The organism is Desulfopila aestuarii DSM 18488 (assembly GCF_900143695.1).
In the GTDB taxonomy this organism is placed as follows: Bacteria; Desulfobacterota; Desulfobulbia; order Desulfobulbales; family Desulfocapsaceae; genus Desulfopila; species Desulfopila aestuarii.
On sequence record NZ_FRFE01000001.1, the window covers coordinates 227,260 to 242,759 of the forward strand.

Below are 15,500 nucleotides of genomic sequence, written 5' to 3' on the forward strand. Positions count from 1 at the left end.
ATCCTCTCTGCCAACAGAACGCAATACGAGATTTCACTATGGAAAAGATGACCGAGAAAGGAACTACCGTAGACATGGTGGTCAGCATGCTGACCGAGCGTATCAACAAGGGAGATTACAGCCCGGGTAGCAAGCTGCCGAGTGAGAGAAAGTTGCAGGAAGAACTTGGTGTGGGCCGACTTGCTCTCCGCGAGGCTCTCAGCAGACTGAATGCCCTGGGCATTATCGAGACCTCCCACGGCAAGGGAACGTTTGTCCAGAACCGCCTGCAGAGCAGCACCATCAAGAACATTCTCATTCCCCACTTCGCTCTGTCCGATTCAAAACGGTTGCAAGAACTGGTCGACGCTCGGGCCATGATAGAAAGTGAAATCGCAGGCCTCGCCGCCCAGCAGCGTACCAAAGCCGATATCCGGCGCCTCGAGATGATCCTCGAACAGGAGGTGGACAGCTCAACGCCATCCGAACTGGTGGCCTATCTGGACCTGCAGTTCCATCAGGAGCTGGCGCTCATTGTCGACAACCATTTCCTGGTGCTGATGCATGAGGCGCTCACCGCCCATATCCGCACGTTCTTAAACGGTTTTGTGAAAAGCAGAAACAATCCGGTTGAGGTACTCGAGGCGCATCGCCCGATTCTCGAGGCGGTCAAACGCGGTGATGCCGAGGATGCCCGCAGTCTGGTTAGGCTGCACATCTCCTACAGCAGGAGGGATTATGAGAATTTTATAGAGAAAACCAAAGAATGATGAGCCGCCAGCTTTTCCGTCACTTCTTCCAGAACGCGGGCAGAAAGACCACAAGTGCCGAAAACATCTCAAGCCGTCCCACCATCATGTTCCAGGAGAGGAACCATTTACTGCTATCGGAGAAAAAGGCATAATTCTCACTGGGCCCAATCAATCCAAAGCCGGGTCCGATGTTCATGAGAGTGGCGATAATCGAACTCATGGCCGTGACATAATCGACCGGATCCAGAAAAACGACAACAACCCCACCGAACAGCACGAGAAAGATATTGATGATAAAATAGCAGACCGCCAGATCAACCACCCCTGCCTCCACTGGCCTGCCATTCAGTCTGACCGAGTTGACCGTCATCGGCTGGACAAAGATCTTGCGGATAGTGGCGTACATATATTTGCAAATAAGTACATAATGCACCACCTTGATACCGCTGGTGGTAGAACCGGCGCAAGCCCCGACAAAGCAGACGGTAAAAAGCAGCATCAGCGAGGCCTGGGGCCACAGCTCGTAATCCGCCGTGGTAAAACCGGTGGTGGTCAGCAGCGACATCACCTGGAAGGTGCCGTACCTGAGGGAATCAAGAAAGCTCGGATAGGTGTTGTTGCTGTGCAGGACAAAGCTCACAGACAGAGCAAAGAACAGCACAAACCCCACATACCACCAGAATTCGGTGTTAATGCCGACCCCTCGCCAGTCACCTTTGACCATCTGATAGAAGAGCACAAAAGTCATGCCGCCCAGAAACATAAAGACGATGGTCACCCAATCGATATAGGCACTGTTGAAGGCACCGATACTCGCATTTTTAGTGGAATAACCGGAGGTGGAAACAGTGCCAAAGGCATGGCAGAGTGCATCAAACAGTGACATATCCCCGAACATGAGCAGCGCAGTCTGCAACAGATTCAGCACCAGATAAATGGACCAGAGCCAGAGCATGGTGTCTTTGTTTCTGGCCTTGAATTTCTCGCGGGTTATCACCTGGCCCGGGCTAGATTCTGCCCGAAAGATCCGTACCCCCCCCATGCCGTGGGGCAAAAAGATAAGCGTCAGGGTGAGAAAGCCCATCCCGCCGAGCAGATGGGTCTGGCTACGCCAGAAGAGCAGCCCGTGTGGCAGTACTTCGATATCGGTGAGGATGGTGGCACCGGTGGTGGTGTACCCCGACATCATCTCGAAAAAGGCATCGGTAAAAGAGGGAATGGCACCGTAGAGCATAAACGGCAGCCCCGAAACGGCAGATATCATCACCCAGCCGAAGGTGGCGAGAAACAGTCCGTCCTTCATGCTGAGATCGTAATTCTTCCGGAAAACCTGCTTGATGATGCCACCGACAATCACGGCCAGCATGGCGGAAAAGCTGAGCGCCTTGAAATCATCCTCACCGTAGATCAGCGAGCAGATAACCGGCAACACCATGGAGCAGCCGGTAACAACCATGAGCACACCGAAGACGTTGGCAATCGAGCGGTAATTCATAGCTGATGTATCTCTTGGCAGTAATTGGCCGACATCCTGGCGGCACACTCCTGGGTTTGCTGATTCGTCATACTGCTATCTGCCAGAGGCGACTATATCCTGCTGCATCAGCTCGATCACCCGAATCGGGTCCTCGGCCTTGGTGATCGGACGGCCGACCACCACATGGTTGGCACCATGAGCGATGGCCATGCCCGCGGTGACGATCCGTTTTTGATCATCGCCGGAATCCTCAATATTGGCACCCGGACGGATACCGGGAGTGACTATCAGCAGCTTTTCACCAAGATCGCGCCGCATCCGCTCTGCCTCGAGCCCTGATGAGACCACCCCGTCGCAGCCCAATTCAAGCGCCCGTTTGGCACGAAAATAGACCAGATCCTCAACAGACTGGGTCATCCCCATAGCTCGCAGGTCTTCCTCGCCAAAACTGGTCAAGACTGTCACCGCCAGAAGCTGCATATCGCCCCGCGCCTCGACGGCAGCCCGAATAATCGGGTCGTTGCCATGAATGGTGGCAAATGTTACACCGCGGCTGTTGACCTGCTCTACTGCCAGTTTCACCGTTTCGGGAATATCAAAAAATTTCAGGTCGAGCATGACCTTATGGCCACGGTCGACAATCCAGTCGACAATGTTGAACCAATCGGCCATAAAGAGCTGCAGACCAACTTTGAAGAATCCGATATGCGACTCGCATTTTTTGACCATCTCCTTGGCCTTTGCCGGGTCGTCCACATCCAGCGCCACAATAATACGGTCTTTTAAGGGAATATGTTGTTCACTCATGGTGTTCTCTCTTTCACAAATTTTACCGGCAAGACTCTTTTCTGGCCCTGCCACTCAGGTCATACGCCATCGTTTTTCGGTGCATGGTCTATTTACTCTTTCTTGTCCTCTCCTGCAAGTAACGGCAGGATTACACCGCACTGGACAATGACTTCATCCAATTCCGTGGTGACGTTCATCGTTGCTAATATCGCCGACAGTTTTTCCATGAGAACAGTATCAGTTTCACTTTCTCGAAGCTGCAGACCCTCTTCTCGCAAGAGATTCCACTGAGCCGGATTTTCATGATAACGCTTTTCCCGGCAATAGCGCTCAAGCCCGGACAACCATCCGGATGACGTGATCACAATTCCCGCTTCCAACCGGATTGTATCCTGATCTAAAGCCGCAGGTGGCGCCATCGGTGCCGGCACACTTTTTCCTACAACGCTTTTCGCTGCGGGCTCGGCTAACGGCATCTCAGCTCTTTTTGCTTTGTTTCGGGTCTCTGCTGATGGCGTAGTCGCCGAGGGAGCATTATCCTCCTCCTTCATCAACAACTGCTGCTCTGGTCTCTCCGCCTCAGACGGCTGTACCTGCTCCAACGCTTTCTCAGCAGGAACCGGCATGGTGGTCTGGATAAGGTCACCTTTGATATTGAAGAAGACAACGACGCTGGCAGCTATGGCTACGGCAGAGCCGAGATACCCCATATTGCGAAGTGACAGCAGCGGCCGTTTCCGCCGCTCGAGTCCGCTCTCCATAGCCACCAGAGAAAGGCTCACCCCCACCCAGGCATCATAGCACCTTCGACAACTACTGAAATGAGCAAGCGCCGCCTTTCTTTCTTCAGGGGAACAGTGGTTGGTGGCCACATCGGCCAGCTGGTCAGGGGTGAGACATGCTCCTGTAGCCTCAACCTGCTCGGCTGCGCCCAGCCCCAGCTGCGCCGTCAGCCTGTCGCCTTTTTTCCGATCATCAAGTTTATCAATTTTCGCCATGAGGGATATCCCAATGAGTGTTAGTGATCGCTGTTCTCCTGTATGACGGACCGCGACGACAATTGTGTTGCAAACACTATCTCAGTAACTCCTGCAGCTCACGGTCAAGTCCAACAGCCGTCAGCTCGCTGCGCAACCGACCAAGGAGCCGACGCAACCGCCCATTGACCTGATGCCGGTTCAACCCAAGCATCTCGCCTGCCCGGGCAATTGGCAGGTCATCACAGAAACAGAGCCGGAGCAACAACCGCTCCTCCGTACTGAGGCGAATGTTGAGCAGACTGAGACGGCCAGCGTTTTCTTCAATGCGATCTTCCGAAAGTGCAGTCAGGGCGGAAAAAAGTTCGGCAAAAAGCTCCTTTTTCTCCTTCATTTCCAGGAACTCTACCTGTGCTCCAGCTCCACCGGAACTTTTAGCCGCCGAGGTCTCCTCTTCGTCGAACTGTACTTCGAGCCCCTGGTGGGCGCCGCAGTCACGCACCTGCTGGCGGATAGCCCAGGCGGCCTCTTCGACTTCGGCATTGAATACTGCTGTCTCGCGCTGAGAGACCATGGCGATTGCTTCCATGATATCAACCCGCTCGAGACAGAGCAATGTATAGAGGTTCTCCCAGAATCCTCCCAAATGACGGATCCAGCGCGGAGGCCGCCTGCGACCAAACCGGCTGCGGGCAAAATCCTCCAGAAGGCGCCAACTGACCGCCGCCAGAAAAGCAGCGGGTTCCCCCTTTCCCGTATAGCTCTGGAGGCGATCCGCATCTTTTTCCATCAGCTGATCAAGCACTCGAAGCGCCGCCTCCTCAGCCAACGGGCTATTGCCAAAACGTCGCCGCGCCAACCGGTTGATCAGCTCCCAATTTGCCAGGATTTTCTCTTTCCAACCAAATGAGCCGGTCTCCTCTTTCTTCTTCACCAGGTCCATGCTGCAGATATACCTGCTTTTCTGAAAAGAAAAACAAAAAAGTCAAATGTGAACAATATAAACTCATAAATTCAATATGTTACAAACAACGAAAGGAGAGTATCCTTCTTTTTTTTTATCTACCGCCCGAAAGTTTCAATATCGGTTGCGACACATTCTCCTAACAGGTCCGTCATTGAGAGCAGACAGCAGTTTGAGTTCACACTACCATCTCAAGGAGAAGATCAATGTCACGACCAAACGCCACTTGCCTCATCGCCCTGGCAACTGCCCTCACCTTTTTTTCCGGCTGCACCGATACGAGGCAGCCCACAGACCAGACTACGATTTCAACAACCCCAGCATACGTAGAGAAACGTAAAAAAGAAGAACCTCAACCACCACCAACAACCCGGCTCGCAGTCCAGGAGTCGTCAGTTTCAGCACCCTCACAGCCGGTAGCCAAAGCGGGCCGATACGAGGAGCGTGACGCCGACTTTGTGGCGTGCTCCGTAGACATGGCCCTCCCGGCAACAGCTCCCAACGTTATGGCTGATTACACCAGGCCCCAGCCGATACAGCTTAACAGCGAATCGTACACCCCTGTTCGGGAAAACACCTTTATCAACGCCAGCAACGATCCGCTCTCCACTTTCTCCATCGACGTCGATACCGCCTCCTACGCCAACATCAGACGATTTATCAACGAAGGTAGCCTGCCGCCGACAGGGGCGGTACGAATCGAAGAGATGATCAACTATTTTACCTACAATTACCCTGAGCCCGAATCGGGCCCCTTTAATCTCATTGCTGAGGCCGGGCCTGCCCCCTGGCACTCCGGCCACCAGCTGGTCAAGATCGGTCTTAAGGCAAAAAGCATGCAACAAGAAGCAATGGTTCCTTCAAACCTCGTTTTTCTGATCGATGTATCCGGCTCGATGCAGGATCAGAACAAGTTGCCGCTCCTGCAGCAATCGATGCTGCTCCTTGCCGACCAGCTTACCGCCCGTGACAGGCTGTCAATTGTGGTCTACGCAGGAAACGACAGTGTTGTACTGCTCCCCACCTCGGGAGACAAAAAAGAAGAAATCCGCAAAGCGATCAGCCAGCTCACTTCCGGTGGTTCCACCCACGCCTCCAGCGGCATCCAGACCGCCTATGCCCTTGCCGGGCAGACATTTATGCCCAGCGGCAACAACCGGGTGATTCTTGCCTCCGACGGCGACTTCAACGTTGGAGTCACCGACCGCGGCGACCTCCAGCAGTTGATCACCGAGAAACGTAAAACCGGAGTCTTTCTCACCGTGCTCGGTTTCGGCATGGGTAATTACCACGACGACACCATGGAGATTCTGGCCGACAGCGGCAACGGCAACTATGCCTATATCGACTCGCTGCTCGAGGCCAAGAAGGTGCTGATTAAAGAGCGCGCGTCCACCCTGTTCACCCTGGCGAGTGACGTCAAGATCCAGGTCGAATTCAACCCGGCCCTGGTCGGGGCCTACCGGCTGATCGGTTATGAGAACAGGGTATTGGCAGATGAGGATTTCAAGGATGACAGCAAGGATGCCGGAGAGATCGGCCTCGGCCATACCGTCACCGCCCTCTATGAGATAATCCCTCCCGGCGGCGCCGGCATCCCTGACGTTGATGGTCTCAAATACCGCATGCCAGCACAGTCCACCAGCCATAAGGGCGAACTCATGACCGTCAAACTGCGCTATAAACCAAAAGGACAGGAAACCTCAGTGGCCCAGGAATTGGCGGTAACGAATGGAGTGAAAGCTCTTTACCAGACCTCGGATGATTTCCGGTTTGCCGCCTCGGTGGCTGGTTTTGGCATGTACCTGAAACAATCGAACCATATAAAGGATCTGCAGTATGCCGAGCTACTCAAACTGGCCCGAAACAGTCGCGGCCAGGATGACGATGGCTACCGGGCGGAGTTTATACGTTTGCTGGAAATGGCTGAACTGATCAGTCACTAAGGAACGACTGATCACGCATGACTGGACACCTGCTTTCTATCCGGGATGCGTCAGCCACACCGACGCATCCCCTCTCACCCCTTTACGGAATCCGCAGACACCTTTACAAAATAACAATTTCTCTATACCATTTCTCTATGGCACAGGAGAAACTGTAGCCATTCTGCAGCGCAGACCCTTCGGGTATTGCGTCGTTATTTCGGTAATTCTTACGGTGCACAGCTGTTTATCACCGATGTTACCGGACTTTACAGATAAGGAGAAAACATCATGACCGTAAAAATCTTCATCCGACGTAAAGTAGCCCCGGCAAACATCCTTGAGCTGACGGTATTGCTCAAAAAGCTGAGAGCGCTCACATTGAGCCAACCTGGCTATATTTATGGAGAAACACTCAAGCGCCTTGACCATGATGACGAGTGTATGGTAATCAGCACTTGGCGTTCACAGGAAGATTGGAACGCCTGGTTCAACAACGAGCAGCGCATAAAAATTCAAGCCGAAATAGACAATCTGCTCGGAGAGAAAACGGAATACGCAATTTACGAGATTTAACTATCTGGTATTTCCCCATTTCTCCTGCAGCCCACCACCCTTGATTTTGTGCGAGAAGTTGCTAGGAATTCCTTTGAAATATGTTACTTCTCGCATATCTATCAGATATTCTGATTATTTCAATTATTGCAATGCATTTGTACGCCCTCTATGCATAGTGTAGAGTGGCGCGTGTGGTTTGTTTTTTATACCAGTCATCCTTCACAAGGGAGGTGTACCCGGCATGATCATTGAAGGCATTAAACTGATGTTCATCGGCATGACAACCGTCATGCTCTTCCTCACGCTGATGATCTATCTCATTGGTCTCGTTTCCCGTCTCACCCGTGGCGCAGCAGCACGAGAGCTTGACGCAATCAAGCTCGAACGTGAACTGCTGGCCCGAACACGACGCGAAAAACAGGCCAAGCAAGATACAGCTGTTAACGCAGATGCAGATGAGGAGATAGCTGCAATCGCCGCAGCGGTAGCGGCCTATGAAGCTGAAAAATTTGCAATGATCTAAATCGTTTCCGAAAGACATAAGGTTGTGCGCCTCTTTCACGGAACGAGAGCAAGAAATACAAACTCAAGCGAGGAGAAAAACGTGGGCAAGAAAGTCATCAAATTTATGGACACATCCTTCCGGGATGGTTTTCAATCCGTTTTCGGGGCAAGGGTATTGACAGACGATTTCATGCCGGCAGTAAAAGCCAGCGTCGAAGCAGGTATTGATAACATCGAAGCCGGCGGGGGTGCCCGGTTCCAGAGTCTGTTTTTTTATTGTGGTGAGTCGGCGTTCGACATGATGGATCGTTTCCGGACCGAAGTCGGCCCCAACGTCGCCCTCCAGACCCTCGCCCGCGGTATCAATGTGGTGGCACTCAGCCAGTGCCCGCGCGATATTATCGATCTGCATGCCAAAATGTTTAAAAAGCACGGCATGACCACGATCCGTAACTTCGATGCCTTAAACGACGTGCGTAACCTCGAATATTCCGGCGAGCGCATTGCCCATCATGGCCTGAACCATCAGGTGGTAATCTCGATGATGGAATTGCCTCCTGGTTGCTCCGGCGCCCACGATCCCGAATTCTATATTGATCGGCTCAAGCAGATTCTGGCCGCAGGCATCCCGTTTCACTCCATCTGCTTCAAGGATGCCTCCGGAACCTCAAATCCAAGAAAAGTTTATGAGACCCTGAAGGCTGCCCGCCAGATCGTCTCAGAGGACACCATCCTCTGGTTCCACACCCACGATACTGCTGGCCTTGGCATCTCCCAGAACATGGCAGCTATAGAAGGCGGAGCCGACGGTGTCGACCTCGCCAAATCACCGGTTTCCGGTGGTACCTGCCAGCCGGACATCCTCTCAATGATGCACGCCTTAAAAGGAACCGACTACACCCTTGATCTCGACTACGAGAAAATACTGGTGGCTGTCGATGCCTTTGAAGATGCAATGAAAGACTACTTTTTCCCACCGGAAGCCAAAATGGTCTCTCCGGCCGTTACCCTGTCGCCCATGCCGGGCGGAGCGCTTACAGCCAATACCATGATGATGCGCGATACCGGCACCCTGCATCTCTACCCCCAGGTCATCAAAGAAATGTCCGAGGTCGTGGCCCGCGGTGGCTTTGGCACCTCCGTTACCCCGGTTTCCCAGTTCTATTTCCAGCAGGCCTATCTCAACGTTACCCAGGGCAAGTGGAAGAAGATCAACCCGAGCTATGGTAAGATGGTGCTCGGCTACTTCGGCCGCACTCCGGTACCTGCCGACCCCGAAATCGTGAAACTCGCCTCCGAACAACTTGAAATGCCGGTCTTTACCGACGATCCTCTGGATATCCTTGAGCCAGGCATTCCGAAGGCCACCAAGATCCTTGAGGAAAACAAGCTGCCGGTAACAGATGAAAACATCTTCATCATTGCCAGCTGCGAATCCAAAGGGCTCGACTTCCTACTCGGGAACGCGAAGGTCAACGTCCGCAAGATCACCGATGAAAAACCGGCGGAAAAGAAAGCTGCCGGAAAAGCAGTTGCCGCTGCGGCTCCAGCGCCGATGGGTCCGCGTAACTACACCATTACCGTCAACAGCCGCCCCTACAACGTTTCCGTTTCTGAGGCGGGTGGCATTCAGGCTACCCCTGCGGCAGCAGCGCCTGCCGCTGCCCCGGCTACAGCTGTCGAAGGCACCGACGTCGATGCACCTACCCCGGGCAATATCCTGAAAGTCCTGGTAGCCGTTGGCGATACGGTCGCGAAGGACCAGCCGCTGGTGGTAATGGAAGCCATGAAAATGGAATCCGATGTCAAGTCACCCAGCGCCGGCAAAATAGTGGCCCTCCATGTAGCTGTTGGTGACACGGTCCAGACCGGTGAGCCGCTGGTGACTATCGCTTAAGGGAAACACCTATTCACAGGCTCCTGTTTTTTGCGGGAGCCTATACTCTGTCGTTTATTCTAGGAAAGCAATATGAAGATACGATTGCTCACGCTCCTTTTTACACTTGGCGTCCTTTTCGGGGCAGGCCAGGTTATGGGAGCGGAGACGACGGTGGACATTGTGTCTCCTGCAGATGGCAAGGTTATCCGGATCGATGTCGCATCCGGTGAATACATCTACAGTGGTGACCATATCGCCACCCTAAAAAAAGAAGACGGGACATTAATCGTGCTGAAAGCCGGCATCGCCGGCAAAATCGCCACGCTTTCTGTCGAATCATATCAAAAAGTCAAGGAAAACGAAGTCATTGCGACTATGGAGCCATCGGTAATCGTCGCTGACGTACCGGTGACTGGAGCCTCGCATGAATTGCCCTCCATCTCCGAACTCTTTGGTAACCTGTTCAAGACCACCGGTGTGTACGGCATTATTGACGGCCAGATAAACAAAGACTGGACGGTGGGCATCGGCCGGGTACTCATGATCGGAGTCGGCCTGTTACTGCTCTATCTTGGCATCGCCAAGGGATTCGAACCGCTGCTGCTGATCCCTATTGGTTTTGGTGCCGTTCTCTCGAACATCCCTCTTGCCGGTATTGCCGAGCCTGGCGGAATTCTTTATTATATCTACGAAATCGGCATTATGACCGGCGTCTTCCCGCTGCTCATCTTCATGGGTGTCGGCGCGCTGACCGACTTCGGGCCGATGATCGCCAACCCGAAGACAATTCTGCTTGGCGGCGCTGCTCAGCTCGGTATCTTTACCACCCTCCTTGGTGCGCTTTTTCTTTCAGATTTTGTTCCTGGCATCAACTTCTCACTGCGTGACGCCGCATCCATTGGCATCATCGGCGGTGCGGACGGACCGACTGCCATCTTCCTTTCTAGCCAGCTGTCGCCGCGCTTGCTCGGCTCCATCGCCATCGCCGCGTATTCCTATATGGCCTTGGTACCGATCATCCAGCCACCGATCATGAAATGGCTGACCACCAGTGAAGAGCGAAAGATCAAGATGGTTCAGCTGAGACACGTGTCACGGGTCGAGAAAATCATCCTGCCGCTTCTGGTATTAGGCATCTGCGCAACGCTGCTGCCTTCCGCAGCACCTCTGATCGGTATGTTCATGCTCGGCAATCTGGCTAAGGAATGCGGAGTAATCGACAGGATGGCCGATACCATTAAAAATGCACTGATGTATACCGTGACAATTTTCTTAGGACTTGGTGTCGGTTCCAAACTCTCCGCTGACAAGTTTCTGAATGTCGAGACCCTTGGCATCCTGATGCTTGGCATGATCGCTTTTGGTATCGGTACTGCCGGCGGTGTGCTCATGGCCAAGCTGATGAACAAGCTGTCCAAGACCCCGATTAATCCACTCATTGGCGCGGCAGGTGTTTCAGCCGTACCCATGGCAGCCCGCGTAGTCAACAAAGTGGGCCTTGAAGCCAACCCCCAGAATCACCTGCTCATGCACGCCATGGGAGCCAACGTCTCCGGCGTCATCGGTTCGGCCGTTGCCGCTGGTGTACTTTTGGCCCTATTGTAACAAACGCCAGAACAATGCACCATTAAGGGCGCGTATTTGATCAGTTCAGATCGGATACGCGCCTTTTTTTATTCAACAGCAGGATGTTCAGTCCGCGAAAAAGCTTTACTCAAATGGTCTTTTCAATTTGCTTTTTGCCAGCCCACTGGTAAGTTAGGTCAGATATGAAGACTTCATGAAGTTTGCATGAGGACCGGATACACAATCCGACCAACGCATCTCAACAGATTTCCCCTTTCTCTACTCCCAGTGATTACACTTAGTAACATACCTCCCCTTGGCAGCGGCGAAGACCGGGTGGTCTACCCGCATCCTGAAAGACCCGATCTCTGCATCAAAATCCCCCAGCGCTCGCTCGATAACCTCAATATCCGAGGGATGCGCGATACAATCTTCTATCTTTCCCGAATATGCCGTAAAGAATCTCTCGACTATAATTTCGTCGATGTGAGGTATGCAGAGAGACTGGAACGTAGAAAAGACGGAAACATGTTTCAGCATATTCCCCGGTGCTATGGCTTTGTTGAAACCGATCTTGGGGTTGGAGTTGTCTGGCAGCGTATTCAGGACTTTGATGGAAAACCCTGCACGACACTCAAAGATATCAAACATCGCGGCCAGCCCTTGACTGCAGAGGAAAGGGACAAACTCTGGATGGCCCTACAGGATTTCTTTTCCTGGCAGCTTGATCACGGGATCATGCTCCGGGAAATGGCCTACACCAACATTATGATCTGCCGACTGAACGAGAATGAGATCCGCCTCTACCACATTGACGCCATTGGATGTGCTGATCTCATTCCTTTTGCCGATTATGCAACATGGTTTGCGAAACTGAGAGTCCTCAGCAAGGTCAGCCGGTTCAGAAAGCGCATGATAGAATGGCTCGGAACGCCACCGACTGCAAGCCAAAGAGCTGAACACAAGGCGCGTTCAGCTGCTAAAAGCTTTGACTTTGAACAGGTCGAAGGTACCGAATAACAGCGAAACGGGGTCTGAAATCCAGGTAGCCCCCGGCACGAAAAGGTACCCCAGATCACATTTCGGCAAATGGGAACTCAGCATCGTCCAACAGTTTATTCATCCGCTGCTTTTGTTCTGTCTTCTGGTCGTGAAACTCAACCAGTTCTGCAATAATCTCAAGCATTCGCTCTTCATCGCAATTTCGTTCTATCCTTCGCCCGACCTTAGGGAAGGGTCCCCCCTTGCCGCCGGCAAACACCTCAAACCCGATACGGGTGGCCACGATGCCGATATCACTGGTCTTGGTATCGGAGCAGGACAGCGGACAGGCAGCAACAGCAATTTTAAATTTTGCTTTGGTGTGGGCACGTGAAGAAAATTTTTCGAGAATTCTGTTACTCAGCTTCTCGGTATCTATAAGACCGAGATTACAATGCCCTTGGCCGATGCAAACCTTTGGAATAGGGAATTTTCCAGGCCCCTTCAGCTCACAACCCAAAGCTTGTAATTCTGCTTTTATGGTATCCGCCACATCCTCGGGTACATCAATGAAACGCAGGTTCTGAGCGTTTGATAAATATATTCTTAAAGAATATTGCACGGCGATCCTTTGTGCAGCGGCCATCCACTCCAGCGGCAACATTCCCGAAGGAAGCAACACCGTAATACTCACCTTTTTCACCTCACTCATTACAACTCCTTCTATGATATTCAGACTTCCAGATTATTTATTCCAACCAAGCTCCTGACCGGCAGCTTCGGCTGCTACGCTGACCTTTTTTTGCCTACAAAAAGGAAACGATGATAGCATAATGTCGGCATCTGAGGGATAGCTTTGAGAGAATTTTTATTAAAAACATTCAAACAGGATACTCACCACACCTCTTCTTTCTCACACCACGAATCAGCACACCAAACACGGTGGAAAACAAATCTTACTCTATGAAATAAATAGTTTACATTACAATAAATACACGGGATTTCAATTCCCGCGCATCTCAACCAGATAACGCCAATACCTTTTCGGCATGAGCTGTCGCTGCAGTTTACGATTTTCCCGGTCCGGATTCGCGATGGTGGCATGAAATGACTGCCAGAGTTGCTGATAGTACCGTTCGGTATTGCCAAGATGGGTGTCAGGAACCTCACCGTTCTCCAGTACATAGGTGGTAAAGGCTGAATCCACCTCGATACTCTGCACCTTGCTGCCATCCCAATGCAGACTGATATTCCGCCCAACATCGTGGAGGATCCACTGACGGCTGCCCATCCTGCAGGAAAAATGGCGGGCCAGGTAACCGATCACGTTACAGTCTGATTCGAAAGGGGCGTAATAGATATCTTCTTTTAGCTCCCGGAAACGGATGAGCCCGGAGAGCCGGTGTGCCTCGCCGTTCACCCGGCGCGACAGCTGTGAGAGATAACGGATGGAATCGTCACGGTACAACTCCAATGCCCTGGCCCCGTGGCGCAGACAGAGCTGGACCATCTGGTAGAGATGAAATCCGACCGCCCTCTCCTCGCCAAGAAATCCGTTGATGGTGAACTGAACAGCGTATTCCCCGAGATTTTTGAGATAGGAAAAGAGTTTTTCGGCCTGTAGAGAATCAGTTGGCACCGTTACGACCATATCAAACAGCTGAACGGAATAGCTTTTTTCATCATATATCCCATGTACGGATCCCCCTGACTTGACCGCAAAAGCCACCGCCGAGAGCATGCCCTCAAAGGAACCGTCGTGAAGATAGATGGAAGATGTCATATGTTAAAAAAGGCGCAGTTGGCGGGTTTCACGCAGAAGTTTGATGCTGCCCGGTTTTTCGGCCGAGCGCATGGCACCCACCAGTTGCTGGTGGGACATGGTGTGATCGCCAAGATATTTTCCGCCAATGGTTATGAAATGTCTGGCCCGTTTCACCACCAACCCTATCTTTTTTAAGTCCTCTTCACGAATAGCACACAGTCTGCGGGTAGCTATAATCCGCCTGGCCGAGGTGACACCGATGCCCGGGACTCGCAGCAACTCCTCATAGCTCGCTCGATTGATATCGATGGGGAAAAGGTCGAAATTCCTCAGTGCCCAAGCAACTTTCGGGTCCAACCGGTCATCAAGGAAGGGATGAGCGGCTGAAAGAATCTCATGGGCCTGAAACCGGTAGAACCTGAGCAGCCAATCTGCCTGATAGAGTCGGTGCTCACGCACGAGAGGCGGCCCACTTGTCAATGCTGGCAGGTTGGGGCTGGTGTTTACCGCCATATACGCTGAATAATAAACCCGCTTCAGTTGCATCCTGGTATAGAGATTTTCGGTAAGTGTCAGGATCTGCAGATCACTCTCCGCCGAAGCACCGACAATCATCTGAGTGGACTGACCCGCCGGGCAGAAACAGGGCACATTCCGACTTTTCATCCGGTCCCGCTGAAAACCAGAATACTCCTCACCGATCTGCTGCATCGGAACCATGATTGTGCGCTTTGTCTTCTGGGGGGCCAGCATCTTAAGAGACTGCTCCGAGGGCAGCTCGATATTGACGCTCAACCTGTCTGCCAGAAACCCAGCCTGACGCACCAGTTCCGGTGATGATCCTGGAATGACTTTCAGGTGGATATAACCGTTGAACCGATGTTTTTTCCTCAATAATCTGCAAACATCGACCATATCGGCCATTGTCCGGTCAGGAGAACCATACACAGCGGAACTTAAAAAAAGTCCTTCTATATAGTTGCGCAGGTAAAAGTTGATGGTGAGATCAGCAACTTCTTCTGCAGTGAAGGTAGCCCGAGGCAGGGTGTTGGAGCGACGGCTCAGGCAATAGGCACAGTCGAAGATGCAATCATTACTCAGGAGAATTTTCAGCAGCGAGATACAGCGGCCATCCGCCGACCAGCTATGGCAGATACCGCTCATTGCCGCACTGCCGATACCGCCAGCCGTATTGCTTCGGCTGCTGCCACTCGAGGAGCAAGAGGCATCATATTTTGCGGCATCCGCCAGAATGGTAAGTTTTTCCGAAGTTTTCATTTTCTTTCGACTACGATATGGACAGGTTTGGCATCATGCCATGACTGCTCTTACGGAAAATCTAGCACATCTGGGGTAGCACAGGGTGAGTACCCTTGTATATTTT

General features: G+C 52.3%; 14 protein-coding genes. 7 read left to right on the forward strand and 7 right to left on the reverse strand.

Going from position 1 to position 15,500, the window contains the following annotated elements; genetic code table 11:
* Positions 1–38 precede the first annotated feature (38 nt).
* On the forward strand, positions 39–749 hold the full coding sequence (locus BUF15_RS00915; protein ID WP_073611554.1) for a FadR/GntR family transcriptional regulator: 711 nt from the start codon (positions 39–41) through the stop codon (positions 747–749).
* A 19-nt stretch (positions 750–768) separates the two neighbouring features.
* Here BUF15_RS00915 and BUF15_RS00920 read toward each other — a convergent pair whose 3' ends face one another.
* From BUF15_RS00920 to BUF15_RS00935, 4 genes are all read right to left on the reverse strand, one after another.
* Positions 769–2,226, reverse strand: coding sequence for a TrkH family potassium uptake protein (locus BUF15_RS00920; RefSeq protein WP_073611555.1), 1,458 nt, complete (start codon positions 2,224–2,226; stop codon positions 769–771).
* Between the two features lie 75 nt (positions 2,227–2,301).
* Entirely contained in the window at positions 2,302–3,015 is a 714-nt protein-coding gene (gene pyrF, locus BUF15_RS00925; RefSeq protein ID WP_073611556.1) for an orotidine-5'-phosphate decarboxylase, read from the reverse strand.
* A 92-nt stretch (positions 3,016–3,107) separates the two neighbouring features.
* On the reverse strand, positions 3,108–3,995 hold the full coding sequence (locus tag BUF15_RS00930) for a hypothetical protein (RefSeq protein WP_073611557.1): 888 nt from the start codon (positions 3,993–3,995) through the stop codon (positions 3,108–3,110).
* A gap of 76 nt (positions 3,996–4,071) precedes the next feature.
* Positions 4,072–4,917 carry a sigma factor-like helix-turn-helix DNA-binding protein gene (locus BUF15_RS00935; protein ID WP_073611558.1) on the reverse strand — a complete coding sequence of 282 codons (846 nt, stop codon included), beginning with the start codon at positions 4,915–4,917 and terminating at the stop codon, positions 4,072–4,074.
* Positions 4,918–5,144: 227 nt separating this feature from the next.
* Here BUF15_RS00935 and BUF15_RS00940 point away from each other — a divergent pair, with 227 nt between their 5' ends.
* The 6 genes from BUF15_RS00940 (at position 5,145) to BUF15_RS00965 (ending at position 12,390) form a co-directional block, all read left to right on the forward strand.
* Positions 5,145–6,884, forward strand: coding sequence for a vWA domain-containing protein (locus BUF15_RS00940; RefSeq protein WP_073611559.1), 1,740 nt, complete (start codon positions 5,145–5,147; stop codon positions 6,882–6,884).
* 270 nt (positions 6,885–7,154) lie between these two features.
* Positions 7,155–7,439: an antibiotic biosynthesis monooxygenase family protein gene (locus tag BUF15_RS00945; protein WP_073611560.1), complete on the forward strand. Its 285-nt coding sequence runs from the start codon at positions 7,155–7,157 to the stop codon at positions 7,437–7,439.
* 223 nt (positions 7,440–7,662) lie between these two features.
* Positions 7,663–7,944, forward strand: coding sequence for an OadG family protein (locus BUF15_RS00950; protein WP_073611561.1), 282 nt, complete (start codon positions 7,663–7,665; stop codon positions 7,942–7,944).
* Positions 7,945–8,049: 105 nt separating this feature from the next.
* Positions 8,050–9,822: a biotin/lipoyl-containing protein gene (locus BUF15_RS00955; protein ID WP_073611730.1), complete on the forward strand. Its 1,773-nt coding sequence runs from the start codon at positions 8,050–8,052 to the stop codon at positions 9,820–9,822.
* A gap of 471 nt (positions 9,823–10,293) precedes the next feature.
* Entirely contained in the window at positions 10,294–11,409 is a 1,116-nt protein-coding gene (locus tag BUF15_RS00960; RefSeq protein WP_073611731.1) for a sodium ion-translocating decarboxylase subunit beta, read from the forward strand.
* Between the two features lie 186 nt (positions 11,410–11,595).
* The gene (locus tag BUF15_RS00965) at positions 11,596–12,390 is read left to right on the forward strand and encodes a YrbL family protein (protein WP_073611562.1); all 795 of its coding nucleotides are present in this window, start codon (positions 11,596–11,598) and stop codon (positions 12,388–12,390) included.
* 55 nt (positions 12,391–12,445) lie between these two features.
* On the opposite strand, the gene BUF15_RS00970 is transcribed toward BUF15_RS00965, so the two are convergent.
* The 3 genes from BUF15_RS00970 to BUF15_RS00980 all read right to left on the reverse strand — a co-directional run bounded on the left by BUF15_RS00970 (position 12,446) and on the right by BUF15_RS00980 (position 15,394).
* Entirely contained in the window at positions 12,446–13,063 is a 618-nt protein-coding gene (locus BUF15_RS00970; RefSeq protein WP_073611563.1) for a nitrite reductase, read from the reverse strand.
* 291 nt (positions 13,064–13,354) lie between these two features.
* The gene (locus tag BUF15_RS00975) at positions 13,355–14,134 is read right to left on the reverse strand and encodes a TIGR03915 family putative DNA repair protein (protein WP_073611564.1); all 780 of its coding nucleotides are present in this window, start codon (positions 14,132–14,134) and stop codon (positions 13,355–13,357) included.
* Between the two features lie 3 nt (positions 14,135–14,137).
* Positions 14,138–15,394, reverse strand: coding sequence for a putative DNA modification/repair radical SAM protein (locus tag BUF15_RS00980; RefSeq protein WP_073611565.1), 1,257 nt, complete (start codon positions 15,392–15,394; stop codon positions 14,138–14,140).
* Between the last annotated feature and the right edge of the window lie 106 nt (positions 15,395–15,500).